The organism is Hymenobacter sp. UYAg731 (assembly GCF_054061335.1).
Genome location: NZ_JBSSEC010000003.1, coordinates 711,547 through 726,917 on the forward strand (window position 1 = coordinate 711,547; position 15,371 = coordinate 726,917).

General features: G+C 67.6%; 12 protein-coding genes and 1 pseudogene. 12 read left to right on the forward strand and 1 reads right to left on the reverse strand.

Annotated elements, in window-relative coordinates:
• From ACVWYF_RS11170 to ACVWYF_RS11180, 3 genes are read left to right on the forward strand one after another with little or no spacing between them, the layout of a single operon-like run.
• Complete coding sequence (locus tag ACVWYF_RS11170) at nucleotides 1-1,530, forward strand: TSUP family transporter (protein ID WP_457067879.1); 1,530 nt, start codon at nucleotides 1-3, stop codon at nucleotides 1,528-1,530.
• 52 nt (nucleotides 1,531-1,582) lie between these two features.
• Complete coding sequence (locus ACVWYF_RS11175) at nucleotides 1,583-1,786, forward strand: hypothetical protein (RefSeq protein WP_457067881.1); 204 nt, start codon at nucleotides 1,583-1,585, stop codon at nucleotides 1,784-1,786.
• Nucleotides 1,786-2,076 (forward strand): type II toxin-antitoxin system RelE/ParE family toxin, encoded by a 291-nt coding sequence (locus tag ACVWYF_RS11180; protein ID WP_457067883.1) that lies wholly within the window; start codon nucleotides 1,786-1,788, stop codon nucleotides 2,074-2,076. Before ACVWYF_RS11175 ends, ACVWYF_RS11180 begins: the two co-directional genes overlap by 1 nt.
• A gap of 70 nt (nucleotides 2,077-2,146) precedes the next feature.
• Here the strand turns inward: ACVWYF_RS11180 and ACVWYF_RS11185 are convergent.
• A pseudogene (locus ACVWYF_RS11185) lies at nucleotides 2,147-2,302 on the reverse strand (aldehyde dehydrogenase family protein); the annotation flags it as partial.
• A 50-nt stretch (nucleotides 2,303-2,352) separates the two neighbouring features.
• Here ACVWYF_RS11185 and ACVWYF_RS11190 point away from each other — a divergent pair.
• The 9 genes from ACVWYF_RS11190 to ACVWYF_RS11230 all read left to right on the forward strand — a co-directional run bounded on the left by ACVWYF_RS11190 (nucleotide 2,353) and on the right by ACVWYF_RS11230 (nucleotide 15,292).
• The gene (locus tag ACVWYF_RS11190) at nucleotides 2,353-2,628 is read left to right on the forward strand and encodes a T9SS type A sorting domain-containing protein (protein ID WP_457067885.1); all 276 of its coding nucleotides are present in this window, start codon (nucleotides 2,353-2,355) and stop codon (nucleotides 2,626-2,628) included.
• 72 nt (nucleotides 2,629-2,700) lie between these two features.
• Nucleotides 2,701-2,910: a hypothetical protein gene (locus tag ACVWYF_RS11195; RefSeq protein WP_457067887.1), complete on the forward strand. Its 210-nt coding sequence runs from the start codon at nucleotides 2,701-2,703 to the stop codon at nucleotides 2,908-2,910.
• Between the two features lie 128 nt (nucleotides 2,911-3,038).
• A complete protein-coding gene (locus ACVWYF_RS11200) occupies nucleotides 3,039-3,647 on the forward strand; it encodes a hypothetical protein (RefSeq protein WP_457067890.1) in 609 nt (202 codons plus the stop codon).
• Between the two features lie 146 nt (nucleotides 3,648-3,793).
• A complete protein-coding gene (locus tag ACVWYF_RS11205; RefSeq protein WP_457067892.1) occupies nucleotides 3,794-5,527 on the forward strand; it encodes a T9SS type A sorting domain-containing protein in 1,734 nt (577 codons plus the stop codon).
• Between the two features lie 54 nt (nucleotides 5,528-5,581).
• On the forward strand, nucleotides 5,582-11,752 hold the full coding sequence (locus ACVWYF_RS11210; RefSeq protein WP_457067895.1) for a T9SS type A sorting domain-containing protein: 6,171 nt from the start codon (nucleotides 5,582-5,584) through the stop codon (nucleotides 11,750-11,752).
• A 27-nt stretch (nucleotides 11,753-11,779) separates the two neighbouring features.
• Nucleotides 11,780-12,448, forward strand: coding sequence for a deoxyribose-phosphate aldolase (gene deoC / locus ACVWYF_RS11215; RefSeq protein ID WP_457067897.1), 669 nt, complete (start codon nucleotides 11,780-11,782; stop codon nucleotides 12,446-12,448).
• A 1-nt stretch (nucleotide 12,449) separates the two neighbouring features.
• Complete coding sequence (locus ACVWYF_RS11220; protein WP_457067900.1) at nucleotides 12,450-12,983, forward strand: hypothetical protein; 534 nt, start codon at nucleotides 12,450-12,452, stop codon at nucleotides 12,981-12,983.
• Between the two features lie 176 nt (nucleotides 12,984-13,159).
• Entirely contained in the window at nucleotides 13,160-14,359 is a 1,200-nt protein-coding gene (locus tag ACVWYF_RS11225) for a M20 metallopeptidase family protein (protein ID WP_457067902.1), read from the forward strand.
• A gap of 108 nt (nucleotides 14,360-14,467) precedes the next feature.
• A complete protein-coding gene (locus tag ACVWYF_RS11230; protein WP_457067904.1) occupies nucleotides 14,468-15,292 on the forward strand; it encodes a hypothetical protein in 825 nt (274 codons plus the stop codon).
• Nucleotides 15,293-15,371: the final 79 nt, after the last annotated feature.

The window sequence follows — 15,371 nt, forward strand, 5'->3', positions numbered from 1 at the left end:
ATGGATTCCAATTTCCCGAACCAGACCGGCCCGGCCGTGGCTAGCCTCCCGCCGGAAGCCAACCCACCACTCCCCGCTAACAACCTGTTTCCCATCTTCCTGAAGCTGGAAAACATGCGCGTGCTGCTGGTGGGCGGCGGCAACGTGGGCCTGGAAAAACTGGGAGCCATCCTGCGCAACAGCCCCGCCACGGCCGTGACGGTGGTAGCCCCGCACATCCGGCCCGAACTGCGCGAGCTGGCCGCCCGCCACTCCCGCGTGCAGCTGCACGAGCGCCCCTACCAGGACGCCGACCTCGACGGCAAGGACATCCTCTTTCTGGCCACCGACGACGTGGCGCTGCACCGCTACATCGGCGCGGCGGCGGCGGCCCGCCAGCTCCTCACCAACGTGGCCGACACGCCCGAGCTGTGTGACTTCTACCTGTCGTCGGTGCTGCAAAAGGGGGACTTGAAAATCGCCATTTCCACCAATGGCAAGTCGCCCACCATCGGCAAGCGCCTGCGCGAGGTGCTGGCCGAAGCGCTGCCCGCCGAGCTATCCAACGTGCTGAGCCAGATGACGGTTATTCGCAGCCGTTTGCAAGGCGATTTTGCCCACAAGGTGAAGTCGCTGAACGCCGTGACGGCCGAGCTGGCCCACGGCCCCGCCTACGAAACGCCCGCCACCATCTATTGGCGGCGCGTGGCCACGGGCGCGCTCATCACCTTCGCGGGGTTCATTGTCCTCAACATCCTCTCCTATTACGTCACCCCGGCGCAGGCGTGGCAGCTGGTGCGCTCGTCGGGCACGTTCTATACCTTCGTGGCCGTGGGCTTCCTGGCCCAGATGGTGGACGGCATGCTGGGCATGGGCTACGGCGTAGTGTCGGCCATCAGCCTGATGTCGCTGGGGCTGAGCCCGGTATCCGTGAGTGCCAGCATCCACACGGCCGAGGTATTTGCTAGCGGCGCGTCGGGCTACAACCACTACCGGTTTGGCAACGTGAATAAGCGCCTGTTTCGGGTGCTGCTGCTGCCGGGCATCGCGGGCTCCGTCAGCGGCGCGCTGCTGCTGGCGCATTTCGGCGAAACCTATGCCGGCTACCTGAAGCCCTTTCTGGCGGTGTACCTGCTCTTTCTGGGCCTGCGCATCATTGCCAAAGCCTTCCGCAAAGCTTCGCAAAAGCGCAAAAAAGTAAAGAATGCCGGCTGGCTGGCCGGGGCCGGGGGCTTTCTCGACTCGTTTGGCGGGGGCGGCTGGGGGCCGCTGGTCACCAGCACGCTCATTGCCAACGGGCGCACGCCACAATACGTCATCGGCACGGTGAGCCTGGTCGAATTCTTCGTGACGTTTGCCAGCGCGTTCACGTTTTTCACCATCCTGGGCATCTCGCACTGGCAGATTGTGCTGGGCCTCATCGTGGGGGGCGTGGCGGCCGCGCCCATTGCCGCCCGGCTGGCCGGCCGCCTGCCCACCCGCTGGATGTTCGTGGGCGTGGGCCTGATGGTCATTGTCTGGAGCCTGTGGGCGCTGCGCAAGCTGCTGTAGATACTCTGCTACTCTTTCCGTAAATTGCTATTCTATATACACCATCGTCGCCATGACCAAAGAACAAGTCATCACCTCGCTCCAGGATTTGCCCGACTCCTTCGAGTTGGAAGACCTCTTCGAACGCCTGTCGCTCATCAAGCGCATCGAAGAAGGACTGCGGCAGGCTGACAATGGCGAAACTGTTTCAGAATCCGAAGCACGAGCCTATCTGGGCCGATGGTCGGCCGGAATACCCGCCGACCGGGTGCGCTAATGCTGCTACATTTCACCACTCGTTTTCTGCACGAAGCCGATGAGCAGGCCGAGTACCTGGCCCAATATTCCGCTACCCGGGCTGCCCTACTCATCGATAGCCTCTTCCGCCAACTGGAGCTATTAAAGCCACACCCTCGGCTGGGCCGCATGGTACCCGAATTAGGTGTCGATAACATTTGGGAATTACTATTCCGCCAGTATCGACTTATCTACCGCATTACCTCCGCCGACCGGATTGATATTCTGGCCCTACAAACCGGGCAACGCCCTTTACAGTTGCCGCTATAGCCAACAAGAAGGCCCTGCCGAATACATCGGCGGGGCTTCTTTTCGTTTCCAGCGCAAGCTGAAGCATGCGCTACACATCGAACCTGATACCCTGTGCCAGTGGCAGTTCAGTGGAATAAATGATGGTGTTGGTCTGAAGGCGCATATATACCTTCCAAGCGTCGGAGCCGGATTCGCGGCCGCCGCCGGTTTCCTTCTCGCCGCCGAACGCGCCGCCGATTTCGGCCCGGCGGGCCCGGCCTTGGCCGCACCTGCCGGGAACAGGCCGGCCCACCCGTGGACAAAGGGCCGGGTGGAGCTCCCAAACCGCACCATCAAAGAAGCCCCAACTCCGCCCACGGCCGTGCCACCATCCAGTTGCCAGCCATCCCCGGGGCCACCGCCACGGCCACGCTCACCGTGCTCGATGCGCTGGGCCGCCCGGTGCCTACCCTCATCATGCCCACCAATTCGAAAGCCGCGCTGGACCTTACCGGCCTCGCGCCCGGCCTCTACGCCGTACGGGTGCAGGCCGGCGGCATCAGCGTCACGCGCCGCCTGGTGGTAGAATAACGGAAAGGAACCCCTTTGGCCTTGTCCGCCATCGGAAAAACGCGGTCCGCAAGCCCGGACCGCGTTTTTCCGATGGCGGACAAGCTGTTTTCAGCGCAAACGGGCGGGTTTGCCATCCCGAATCGCAGGGTTCCGATGGCGGGAAAGCGGCTGGCCGGGCAAATGCGCTGGTCGGCCATCCCGGACAAGCGCTTTCGGAGGGGAAACAGTTCGTTGCCGATGGCGAATAGCGGAGCCGGGATGGCCGACCAGCCGTTTTGGTGGGACGGCCGGCACTGGTAATGGGGGGGGTGATTTTCGGGGTAGTGGCGGCGCTGGTTGCCGTGAGTAAAATCGCCGGTTTCGCCGCAGTTGGGCGGGTATCTACTTTTGATGCTCAACCCCCTATCACCCTTTTACCCCCCATCCCCATGCGCAAACCCAAACTCATCGAAGACTACACCTACCTGCTCTACGAGGCCGTGTCGCCCCTTGCCCACGCCGTCGTGCGCCAGACCACGGCCAGCCCGTTCCTCGACAAAGGGGCCGACTTGGTGAAGCCCCTCACCGACGCCGTGGCCCTGCTCGATGCCGCCGTGGCCGCCACCGACTGCCCCACGCCCGCCCAAACGGCCCAGCGCGACCTGCTGCGCACCGCCACCATCACCGAGCTGGGCCGCCTGGCCAAACGCCTGAACCTGGAATACTCCGCCAACGAGCCTGCCCTGCGCACGGCCGGCCGCACCCTCGTGGGCACCGCCACCGACGTGGCCATGGACTTCGAGCTGTTGGACGGCACCCCGCCCGGCTGCCTGCTGCTCAAGTTCAGGCGGCCCACCGGCACCATCCAGAACCTGGTGCGCTACGCCACCGACGCCAAGCCGCCGGAAGACAACTGGCTGGTGGCCGTGGGCGGCGGCCGCGAGCGCCAGCTCGGGCCGTTCGAGTCGGGCACCCGGGTGTTCGTGAAGGCCGCCGGCCTGGTGGGCTCCACCACCGAGCCGCAGTATTCGGCCATTAAAAGCCGCATTGTGCAGTAGCCCACCCCGGCTGCCGCTTGCGAATGCCCCGGCCGGTTGGCCGAGGCATTTTGGCGTTTGGGCGTGTGGGCGAGCACAGTATCTTTACCCACTTAGCTGCCCCGGCCGGGGGGCACATCCGCTTTCCTTCCTTTTCCCTTTCCTTGATGAGCAACATCTTTACCATGATGAAGCGCGGCCGGACTACCCTGATGGCGATGGGTGTTTTATTGGCCGCCGCCCATGCGCGGGCGCAGGCCCCGGCCTGGCAGTCGGCCTTCAGCGTGGCCACGGCCGCCACCTCCCGCTCCGAAGTGAGTGCCACCGTGGCCGATGCCGCCGGCAACGTGTACGTGCTGGGCAACTACGGCGGTACCCTGCAGGTGGGCAGCACCACCCTCACCAGTGGCCTGGGCGACAATACCTTCGTGGCCAAGTGGAGTAGTACCAGCCGCACCTTCGTGTGGGCGCAGCAGCTGGGCGGCTCCGAAGACGACATCGGACAGGCCATTGCTCTGAATGGCAACAGTGTGTACATCAGCGGCTTTTTTCGTAGCCCCACCACACTGGTCGGCAGCACGGTGCTCACCAATGCCGGCTCGAACAACTCCTCCGACGCCTTTGTGGCCAAACTAACGGATGCGGGCACATCGGCGGCGTTTGTCTGGGCGCAGCGGCTGGGCGGCCCCGATTCGGAGGCCGTGAATGGGCTGGCGGTGGCCGGCAGCAGCGTGTACATGGCCGGCAGTTTTCAAAGCGCGACCCTGGCCGTGGGCAGCAGCAGCCTCACTAGCGCCGGTGTCGGCGATGCCTACGTGGCCCGGCTGACCGATGCCGGTGCTACGGCCAGCTTTACCGGTGCTATCCGGGCCGGCGGGCCAGGCTTCGACGAAGCCGTGGGCTTGGCCGTGAGCGGCAGCAGCCTGTACCTGGTGGGCAATTTTGAGCAGACGGCCACCTTTGGCACCACCAGCCTGAGTGTGGGCGCGGCCGGCTACCCCGATGCGTTTGTGACCCGCCTGACCGATACCGGCAGCAGCCTGCGCTTCGACTGGGCCGTGCGCGGCGGCAGCACCGAGAGCACTTTCGGGCGGGCCGTGGCCGTGCAGGGCAACAGCGTGTACGTGGTGGGCGAGTTCACCGGCTCTTCGGCCACGTTTGGGAGTACCACGCTGGTGAACGCGGGGGACAGCACCGGCAACGACGCCTTCGTGGCCAAGCTCACCGACGCGGGCACCAGCGCGGCCTTTGGGTGGGCTCAGCGGGCGGGCGGCGCGTTTTTTGATGACGCCACGGCCGTGGCCGTGCGGGGCAGCAGCGTGTACGTGGCCGGGCATTTTTCCAGCGCCACGGCGGGCTTCGGTGCCACCACCCTCGTCAACCCCAGCCCGGTATCAACCTACGAGGTGTACGTAGCCCGCCTGCGCGACGCCGGGGCCACCAGCACCTTCGAGTGGGCGCAGGCCGGCGGCAGCCCCGACAGTGACTATTGCCGGGCCGTGGCCCTGGGCGGCACCACCGTCTACGTGGCCGGCTCGGTGCGGATGCCGGCCAGATTTGGCAGCCAGGCCATTGCGCCCGTCACAGCCGGCTTCAACAGTAGCACGGCTTTCATCGCCACGCTGCTGGATGCCACCGGCCTGCCCACCGCCAAAGCCACGCCCCTGGCCGGCCTGAGCCTGCTGCCCAACCCCGCCCACGGCACGGCCACCGTGCAGCTGCCGGCCGGCTTCGGCACGGCCACCCTCACCGTGCTCGATGCCCTGGGTCGCGCCGTGCGCCGCCTAACCACCGCCGAAACCCGCGCCGAACTGGACCTCACCGGTCTCGCGGCCGGCCTCTATGCTGTGCGGGTGCAGGCCGCCGGCCGCGCCACCACCCGGCGGCTGGTGGTGGAGTAGAGCCGGCCAACGGGCGCTTCGCTCATGCAATTCCTTTCCTTTTTCCTGATATTCATGAATCTTTATACCCTGCTTACGGCCGCTACCGGCCGGTTGCTGCTGGCCCTGTTGCTCCTCGCCACCGGCGCGGCCCATGCCCAGGCCCCCGCCTGGCAAACGGCGCTGGTGCTCTCCGACGCCGCCAGCATTACAGCCACGGCGGCCGGCCCCACCGGCGACGTGTACGTGACGGGCGTTTTCTCCAACGTGCTCCACCTGGGCACCATCACGCTCAGCAGCGCGGGTGGCACCGATGCCTTCGTGGCCCGGTGGAGTGCCGCCAGCGGCCGCTTTGCATGGGCGGTGCGGGGCGGGAGCACGGGCAACGAGTCGGCGGCGGGCATCGCGGTGCAGGGCAGCGCAGTATACATCACGGGCTCGTTCACGGCGCTGGCCACCTTTGGGAGTACGGTCTTGTCCAGCATCGGCAACGACAACGTGTACGTAGCCAAGCTCACCGACGCGGGCACCAGTGCCAGCTTTGCGTGGGCGGTGGCCGGCGGCAGTGCCGCCGGCGATTACACCGCCGGCATTGCCGTAAGTGGCACCAGCGTGTACGTGGCGGGAGTTTTCGGCGACAATACGGCGGTTTTCGGTCCTGCCACCATCACCAAAGCCGTAACGGGCAGCAATGGCGGCGACGTATTCGTGGCCAAGCTCACCGATGCGGGCACCACTGGCAGCTTTGTGTGGGCGCAGGCCGGCGGGGGCAACCAGGACGACCGCATTAACGACGTGGCCGCCACCAGCAGCGGGGTGTACGTGGTGGGCACCTTCACCAGCCCGGAGGTGCGCTTCGGCAGCACCCAACTGGTGCAATCGGGCAACTCGACGGCCTTCGTGGCCAAGCTCACCGACGCGGGCACCAGCGGCAGCTTTGCCTGGGCCCGGCAGTCGGGCGGGGATAACGTGGAAGGCCAGGCCCTGGCCGTGAGCGGCTCCGACGTGTACGTGGCCGGCAACGTGAACGGGCCGGCCACGTTCGGCAGCGTACGTCTGGTGCCCACCGGCAGCTACTCCGTGTTTGTGGCCAAGCTCACCGATGCGGGCAGCACGGCCAGCTACGTGTGGGCCGAAGTGGCCGCCACCACCGATGCCAGCGTGAGTGCCCTGGCCGTGAGCGGCAGCAGCGTGTACCTGGCCGGCCGCATGGGCCCGGCCACCAGCTTCGGCAGCATTGCCCTGACCTCGGCGGGCGATGCCGACCTGTTCGTCACCAAGCTCACCGATGCTGGCCCCAACGCCAGCACGGAATGGGCCCAGCGGGCCGGCGGGGCTGGCCCCGACGTCGCCTACACCCTGGCCGTGTCGGGCACCACCGTGTACGTGGGCGGCATTGCGGGGCCACCCATCAACTTCGGCGGGGCCTATTTTGATGGGGCTTATGGCTCGCAAACTGCCTTTCTGGCCTCGCTGAACGACCTGCCGCAGTTGCCGGTACTGGCCGGCATCAGCCCCCGTAGCGGCACCATCGGCAACGCCGTTACCCTGAGTGGCACCCGCCTGGCGGGCATCACGGCCGTCACATTTGCCGGGGCCGCCCCCGTCACTACCGGCCTAATGGTGAACGGGGACGGCACCCAGGTTTCGGGAGTGGTGGTGCCCGGCGGGGCCACCAGCGGCCTCGTCACGGTGACCACGCCCGGCGGCACCAGCGCGGGCTTGCCGTTTGCGGTGGCCACCACGGCGGTGGCCCCAGGCACTTGGCAGGCCTCCACCGTGGCCGTGGGCGCGGCCGAGATAAACGCCACCGCCACCGATGCCAGCGGCAACGTGTTTGTGACCGGCACCTTCCAGAACACCGCCACCTTTGGGAGCACCACGCTCACCAGCGCGGGCAGCTTCGATGTGTTTGTGGCCAAGTGGAGCCCAGCCACCCAGGACTACGTGTGGGCGCAGCGCGCCGGCGGGACCGATAATGACCAGGCCCGGGGCCTGGCCGTGGGCAGCGGGGGCATCTACCTCACGGGGTGGTTTGCCAGCGGCACGGCGGCCTTCGGCAGCACCACGCTGGCCAATGCCAACCCCGCCGGGGGCCTTGCCAACGACGATATGTACGTGGCCAAACTGGCGGATGCCGGCGCTACAGGCGCGTTTGTGTGGGCCCTGCGGGCGGGCGGGGCCTTCGGCGACTATGCCTACGCGGTGGCCGTGAGCGGCAGCAGCGTCTACATCGGGGGCGACCTGGACAGCCGGACGGCGGCTTTCGGCGCGCTCACCCTCACCAACCCCGGCACGCCGGGCAACGTCAATGGCTTCGTGGCCCGGCTGGCCGATGCCGGCCCCAGCGCCAGCTTTCAGTGGGTGTACCCCGTGGGCGGGGTAACCACCGTGCGCGCCGTGGCCGGGGCCGGGGCCAGCGTGTACGTGGCCGGGGCATTCACTTTCCCCACCACCATCGGCACCACTGCGCTCACGCCCTCCGGCAGCAGCACCACCTTCGATATGTACGTGGCCAAGCTCGCTGATGCCGGCCCCAGCGCAGCCTTCCAATGGGCGGCGGCAGGCGGCGGCGTGGGGGCCGACGAAGCCACCACCCTGGCCGTGAACGGCACCAACGTGTACGTGGGCGGCATTTTCCAAAGCACCACGGCCTTCTTCGGCAATGCCAGCATTGGCAACCGCAGCCGGGAATATCACCCCTTCGTGGTCAAGCTTACCGACGCGGGCAACAGCAGCAGCTTTGTGTGGGCGCAGGAGGCTGGAGGCACCGGCGGCGAAGACCTTGCCAGCCTGGCCGTGAGCGGCAGCAGCTTGTACCTGGCCGGGGCATTCGGCTCGCAGCCGGCCGCCTTTGGCGAGGTCAGGGTATCGGCGGCGGGCTACAATGATGGGTACCTGGCCAAGCTGGCGGACCTGGGCAGCACCAGCAGCTTTCTGTGGGTGAAAACGCTGGGCGGCCCGTCCGGCGACCGCGCCAATGCCGTGGCACTGGCGGGCACCACGGTGTACGTGGCGGGCGTTGTCATGCCCCCGGCCACCATCGACGGGCTGACGATACCGGGGCCTTTCACGGGTTCCGGGCGGTGTTTTCTGACGTCGGTAGCCGATGCCCCGGCCCCCCTGCCCACCCTCACCAGCCTCAGCCCGGCCAGCGGCGGCCCCGGCACCGCCCTCACCCTCACGGGCACCAACCTGGCGGGGACCACGGCCGTGGCCTTTGCCGGTACCGGCCCCGTAGTGCTGAGCACCGGCTTCACCGTGAATACCGCTGGCACGCAGCTCACGGGCGTGCTGGTGCCGCCGGGCGCGGCCACGGGCCTGGTAACCGCCAGCACCCCCGGCGGCACCAGCAACGGCCTGGCCTTCACCCTGGCCGGCCCCCCCGCCAACGACGACCCGGCCGGGGCGCTTGCCCTCAGCCCCACCTTCGACTGTGCCATCACCAGCGGCACCTCGGCCGCGGCTACGGCCAGCACCACCGGCGGCCTGGGCACCCCCGCGCAGGCCCACGACGTCTTCTTCCGCTTCGTGGCTATTGCGCCGGCCGTGCGCGTGCGCCTGACCAGCACCGCCGCCGTCCTGGCGCTGGAGCTGTACCAGGGCACGGCCACCGCCCTCGCGCCGGTGGTGGCCCCGGCCGCGCCCACGCCGGGCGGCCTCGTGCTCAGCGCCGGTACCCTGTCGGTGGGCCAGGCCTACTACCTGCGCGTGAGCGCCGAGACGAGTGGCGCGGGCCAGCCGTTCGCGCTGTGCGTGGCCACCCTGCCCACGGTGGTTTCCCTCGCGCCCACCAGCGGCCCCGTGGGCACGGTGGTCACCATCACTGGCACCGGCCTGGGCAGCGCGGGCAGCGTGCGCTTTGCAGGGGGCAGCACGGTGAATGCGGCGGCTTTCCGGGCGGCCTCGGCCACCAGCCTGCAGCTGGCCGTGCCGCCGGGCGCTACCACCGGCCCGCTCACGGTCGTCACCCCCGCCAATACGCTCACCACGGCCCAGACCTTCACCGTGACGGCCCCGCAACTGGCCGTGGCGCAAGGCAGTACCAGCTACCCGAGCGGGGCCACGTACAGCTTCGGCAACCAGCCGCTGGGGGCCACCAGCGCGGCGGTGCGCTTCACGCTCAGCAACCCCGGCACCAGCCCGCTCACCATCACCAGCCTCGTCAGCTCGGGCGACTTTGCCCTGGCCGCCAGCTCGTCGTTGGTCATCGCGGCGGGCGGCACCGGCTACTTCGACCTCACGTTTGCGCCGGTGGTGCCGGGCAGCCGCACCGGCACCCTGTTCATTGGCTCCAATGCGGGTACCTACGTGCTCAACCTGGGCGGCGTGGGCATTCCGCCCGTGCCCGTGCTCACCAGCATTGCGCCGCTGAGCGGCATGGTGGGCGCTACGGTCACCTTCAATGGCTACGGACTGAACGGAACCACCAGCATCAGCTTCAACGGCGTGCCGCAAACCGTTATCACCAGCATTGCCAGCACTGCCCTGACCACCACCGTGCCCGCCGGCGCACCCGTGGGCAGCTGCCCGGTGACGGTGACCACGCCCGGCGGCACCAGCAACGCCGTAGCCTTTATCGTGACGGCTGCGCCCCCTGCCTGGCAGATGGCCTCGGGGGCCATTCAGGCCGTGAGCAATACCTCCACGGTGTTGGCCACGGCGGCCGACGCCGCCGGCAACGTGTACGTGGGCGGCGCTTTCCGGGGCACCGTGAGCTGGGGCGGTACCACCCTCACCAGCGCCGGTGGCACCGATGGCTACGTGGCCAAATGGAGCCGCGCCACCGGTACTTTCGTGTGGGCCCAGCGCGTGGGCGGCCTCGCCAATGAGGAAGTGCTGGCCGTGGCCGTGAGCGGCAGCAGCATTTACTTGGCGGGCTATTTCGGCGCGGGCACCGGCACGGGCGGCAGCCTGGTGCTGGGCGGTACCACGCTCACCACCACGGCCCCCACCGGGGGGCTGCTGGTGGCCAAGCTCACCGACGCCGGCCCCAGCGCCGGCATTGCCTGGGCGCAGCAGGCCAACGCGGCCAGCAGCAGCGCGGCCCTGGCTGTGGGCGTGAGTGGGGCCAGCGTGTACGTCACGGGCCGGTTCAGTGGCTCCGCGCTGGTGTTGGGGGGCGCTTCCCTGCCCGGCTCAGGCACCGGCGGCCCCGATGACATCTTCGTGACCAAGCTCACCGATGCCGGCCCTAGCGCCAGCTTCACCTGGGCGCAGAAGGCCGGCGGGGCCTTTGGGGATGTCGCCTCCTCGCTGGCCGTGAGCGGGGCCAGCGTGTACATTGCCGGCCGCTATGCCAGCACCACAGCCGCCTTCGGTGCCACCACCCTCACCACCAACGGCACCTACAACCTCTTCGTGGCCAAGCTGACCGATGCCGGCCCCACCGGCAGCTTCACCTGGGCCCGCCAGACCGATGGCGGCGACACCGACGACCACACCTGCGTGGCCGTGAGCGGGGCCAACGTGTACCTGGCCGGCACCTTCGTGACGGCCAGTATCGGCTTTGATGCGCTCACCCTCACCCGGCAAAGCACCGCCGATATGTTCGTGGCCAAGCTGACCGATGCGGGCACTACGGCCAGTTTCGGCTGGGCCCAGCGCGCCGGCGGCCAGAGCGCCGGCTACGGCCGGGCCCTGGCCGTTAATGGCACGGGCGTGTACGTGGCGGGCTTTGTGCGGGGGTACACGGCCAGCTTCGGCATCTACAACACCATCAATCTGGGCAACAATGCCGGCGCTGATGCCTTCGTGACCCGCCTCACCGACCTTGGCACCACCGGGCGCTTCGAGTGGGTGCAGATGGCCGGGGGCCAGGGCGAAGACTACGCCTACGCCCTGGCCCTGAATGGGGCCACCGTGTACGTGGGCGGCTTCGTGGCATCGGGGGCGCGGTTCAGCGGCATCACGCTGCCGGGGCCGGGCGGGAGCGATTCCTTCGCCTTCCTGGCTTCGCTGAATGACCTGATTCCGACCCCCACGGCCGCCGCCCGCCCGGCGGACCCGCTGCGCGTGTACCCCAACCCGGCGCACCGCACGGCCACGGTCGTGCTGCCCGCCGGAGCGGCGGGCAGCGAGGTGCGGCTGGTGTTGCTGGACGCGGTGGGCCGGCTCGTCCGAACCCACCTGGCCCCCGCCGGCCCCCGTGCCGAGCTGGATGTATCCGGCCTGCCCGCTGGGATATACATGCTGCGCATCACGGCGGGCGGCCGCACCGCAACCCAGCGCCTCGTGGTGGAGTAGGGGGGCAGAACCCCGTACCTTTGCCCCATGACCCTCGCCGCCCGAATCGACCACACCCTGCTGCGCCCCGATTGCACGGAAGCGCAAATCATTCAGCTCTGCGAAGAGGCCGCCGCCCACGGCTTCGCCACGGTGTGCGTGCCGCCCTGCTACGTGGCCCTGGCCGCCGGCCGGCTGGAAGGTACGGCGGTGGGCATCTGCACGGTCATTGGGTTTCCGCTGGGCTACGCCACCTCGGCCGTGAAGTTTAAGGAAGCCGAAGTGGCGCTCTATGACGGGGCCACGGAGCTGGACATGGTCATCAACCTCTCAGCCCTGAAATCGGGCAAGCCCGAGGCCATCCAGGCCGAAATCCTGGATTTGGCTGATTTGTGCCACGTCCACCAGGCCCTGCTCAAGGTCATCATCGAAACCGCCCTGCTCTCGGACGAGGAGATTGAGCTGGCCTGCCGCCTGTGCGTGGGCGGCGAGGCCGATTTCGTAAAAACCTCCACCGGCTTTGCCAGCCGGGGCGCCTTGGTGGCCGACGTGGCGCTCATGCGCCGCTCCCTGCCCGATACCGTGCGTATCAAAGCCGCCGGGGGCATCCGCACCCGCGAAGCCGCGCTGGCCCTGGTGGCCGCCGGAGCCGACCGCATCGGCGCATCCAATAGCCTGGCCCTGCTTGCTGAATCCGATGAACCGACTGCTGCCTAAGATGCTCGCTGCTTCCCTGTTCTTCGGGCTGGCTGCCTGCGCCAGCTCGGCCCCGCAGGCCCCCCGCGCCAGCGCCGCCGCCGATACCACGCTCAAAAAAGCCGCCACGCCCGCCCTGCCCGCCGAGGACGTGACCAGGTACCGGCCCGTGTTTGCCGCGCCCAAAGCCACGCCCATCGCGGCCACCGCGCCCGCCCGCCCGGCCGTGCTGCCCACCAACCACGTCAATGCCCCGGTGGAGCAGCGCCTGCGCGACCAGGCCTACACCAACCAGAACGTGAAGTATGCCCAGGGCTACCGCCTGCTGGTGTACCTGGGCATCGAGCGCGACCAGGTGATGGCCATCCGCCGCACCGTTGTCGGCCGCTACCCCGACGAGACGGACTACATCACCTTCAAATCGCCGGTTTACCGCCTCTACATCGGCGACTACCTCACCAAGCTCGACGCCGCCCGCGCCATGGCCCGCCTGCGCGGCCTCACCCCCAAGCTGGAGCTCGAAGCCACCCAGGTGGTGCTGAACAAGCAGCCGTAGGGGAAGGGCATAGTACACCGTGAAAACAGTCATGCCGAGCGTAGCCGAAGCATCTCTACCGCGCAACTAACCCAGCCGATTGATTTACTCACGCAGTAGAGATGCTTCGACTACGCTCAGCATGACAGTTCCGATTGCGTCTTCCTCTCTCAACCCCGTTTCCGCATACCCTCTCCATGTCCGACTCCCTCATCCCCCGCATTCAGCAACTCGCCGCCGCCCACGCCGCCGACACCGTGGCCCTGCGCCAGCACCTGCACGCGCACCCGGAGCTTTCGTTTGAAGAAGTGAACACCGCCGCCTTCGTCACGCGGGAGCTGGAGAAGCTGGGCCTCACGCCCCGGCCCATCGCCAATACCGGCGTGGTGGCCATCATCGAGGGCCAGCCCGGCGGCCCCACCATCGCCCTGCGGGCCGATATGGATGCGCTGCCCATCACGGAAGCCAGCGACGCACCCTACAAGTCGACCAACCCCGGCGTGATGCACGCCTGCGGCCACGATGTGCATACGGCCTCTCTGCTGGGCGCGGCCCGCATTCTGACGGAGCTGAAAGGCGATTTCAAAGGCACCGTGAAGCTCATGTTTCAGCCCGGCGAAGAGCGCCTGCCCGGCGGCGCGTCGCTGATGATAAAAGAGGGCGTGCTGGAAAGTCCGGCCGTAGGCCAGGTGTTGGGCCAGCACGTATTCCCGCACCTGCCGGCCGGCAAAATCGGCCTGCGCCCCGGCCGCTACATGGCCAGTACCGACGAGCTCTACCTCACCATCAAGGGCAAGGGCGGCCACGGGGCCATGCCCGAAATGAACCTCGACCCCGTGCTGGTGGCCGCCCACATCATCGTGGCTGCCCAGCAGATTGTGAGCCGCCGCGCCAACCCCAAAATCCCGTCGGTGCTGAGCTTCGGCAAGATCATCGCCAACGGTGCGACCAACGTTATTCCCAACGAAGTCTACATCGAAGGCACCTTTCGCACCCTCAACGAGGAGTGGCGTGCCGAGGCCCACCAGCACCTGCGCAAGCTCTGCGAAGGCCTGGCCGACAGCATGGGCGCGGTGTGCGAGCTGGAAATCCGGGTGGGCTACCCCTATCTGGAAAACGAGCCCGCCCTCACCGCCCGCGTCCGCGCCGCCGCTGAGGAATACCTCGGCCCCGAAAACGTGGAGGAACTCGACCAGTGGATGGCCGCCGAGGATTTTGCCTACTTCTCGCAGGCCGCGCCGGCCTGCTTCTACCGCCTTGGCACGCGCCACGCCGATGGCCGCTTCGCCGCCTCCGTCCACACCCCCACGTTCGATATCGACGAGCAGGCCCTCATCACCGGCCCCGGCCTCATGGCCTGGCTGGCTATTAAAGAGTTGAGTAGCGCGAACTTTTAGTTCGCGTTCCAGCGCCGTTAAAGCCGTCGTTACGATTTGGAAAATGTGCGGGGACGCGAACTAAAAGTTCGCGCTACTGTGCTACTGCGCCATTTGCATCTTTGCTTTATGAATCTGAAACACCTTTCCACCTGCTTTCTGCTGCTGGCCGCCTTGCTGGCCCGGCCCGCCGCCGCCCAAACGCGCCGCTCCACCTCCGGCCTGCAGCTCTGGCCCGAAGCGCAGGCCGAGCTGGCCCTGCCCGGCAACGACTACCTGCTCCTGTCCGTGCGCGGCCAGCAGAATACCGACAACAATCACCTGCTCGGGGCCGACCCCAAACGAGTGCTGGGCTTCGATGAGCAGCGCGTGAACATGGCCTACGAGCATTTCCTGAGCGAGCACTGGAGCGTGGGCGGTACCCTCGGCTACTTCACCGCCAGCACCAAGGACTACGTGTTGATACCCGAGGTGCTCCTGCGCCACCGCAGCCCCCTCGGCCCGCTCACCTTCGGCCAGCGCCTGAGCCTGGAGCGCACCTTCCCCAGCGCCACCGGGGCCAATGGTCAGACCAATGCCCGCCTGCGCGTCGACCTCGAAAAGCTGCTGCCCATCGGCACGGGCGGCTTCGCCCTGCGCCCCCGCCTGAGCTACGAAGCCGCTACTCACGTCCGCCTCCTCAAGTCCGACACCAACCCCGACGAGCGGTTCATCCAGTTCACCAGCCTGCGCGGCGAGGCGGGCTTCCGGGTGGCCGGCCTGTTCGATTTCACGCCCTGGTTTGCGTACCAGACCAATTACCTGGTCACGCTGCCGCAGTACAACGGGCAGAACGTTCAGACCTCCGGTGGCAAGCTCAACGCCGTGACCCCGGTATTGGGGCTCGATTTGCGCTTCACCATCACCCAGGGCCGGAGCGCCGCAACCCGCCAGCAGCTGCCCACGCAGCACTAAGCCGCAAGTTTTCATTCCTCCCGCATTGGAATGAAAATATTCTGTTTAATGACAAAATTTCAGGCTGGGCTTTGCCCGT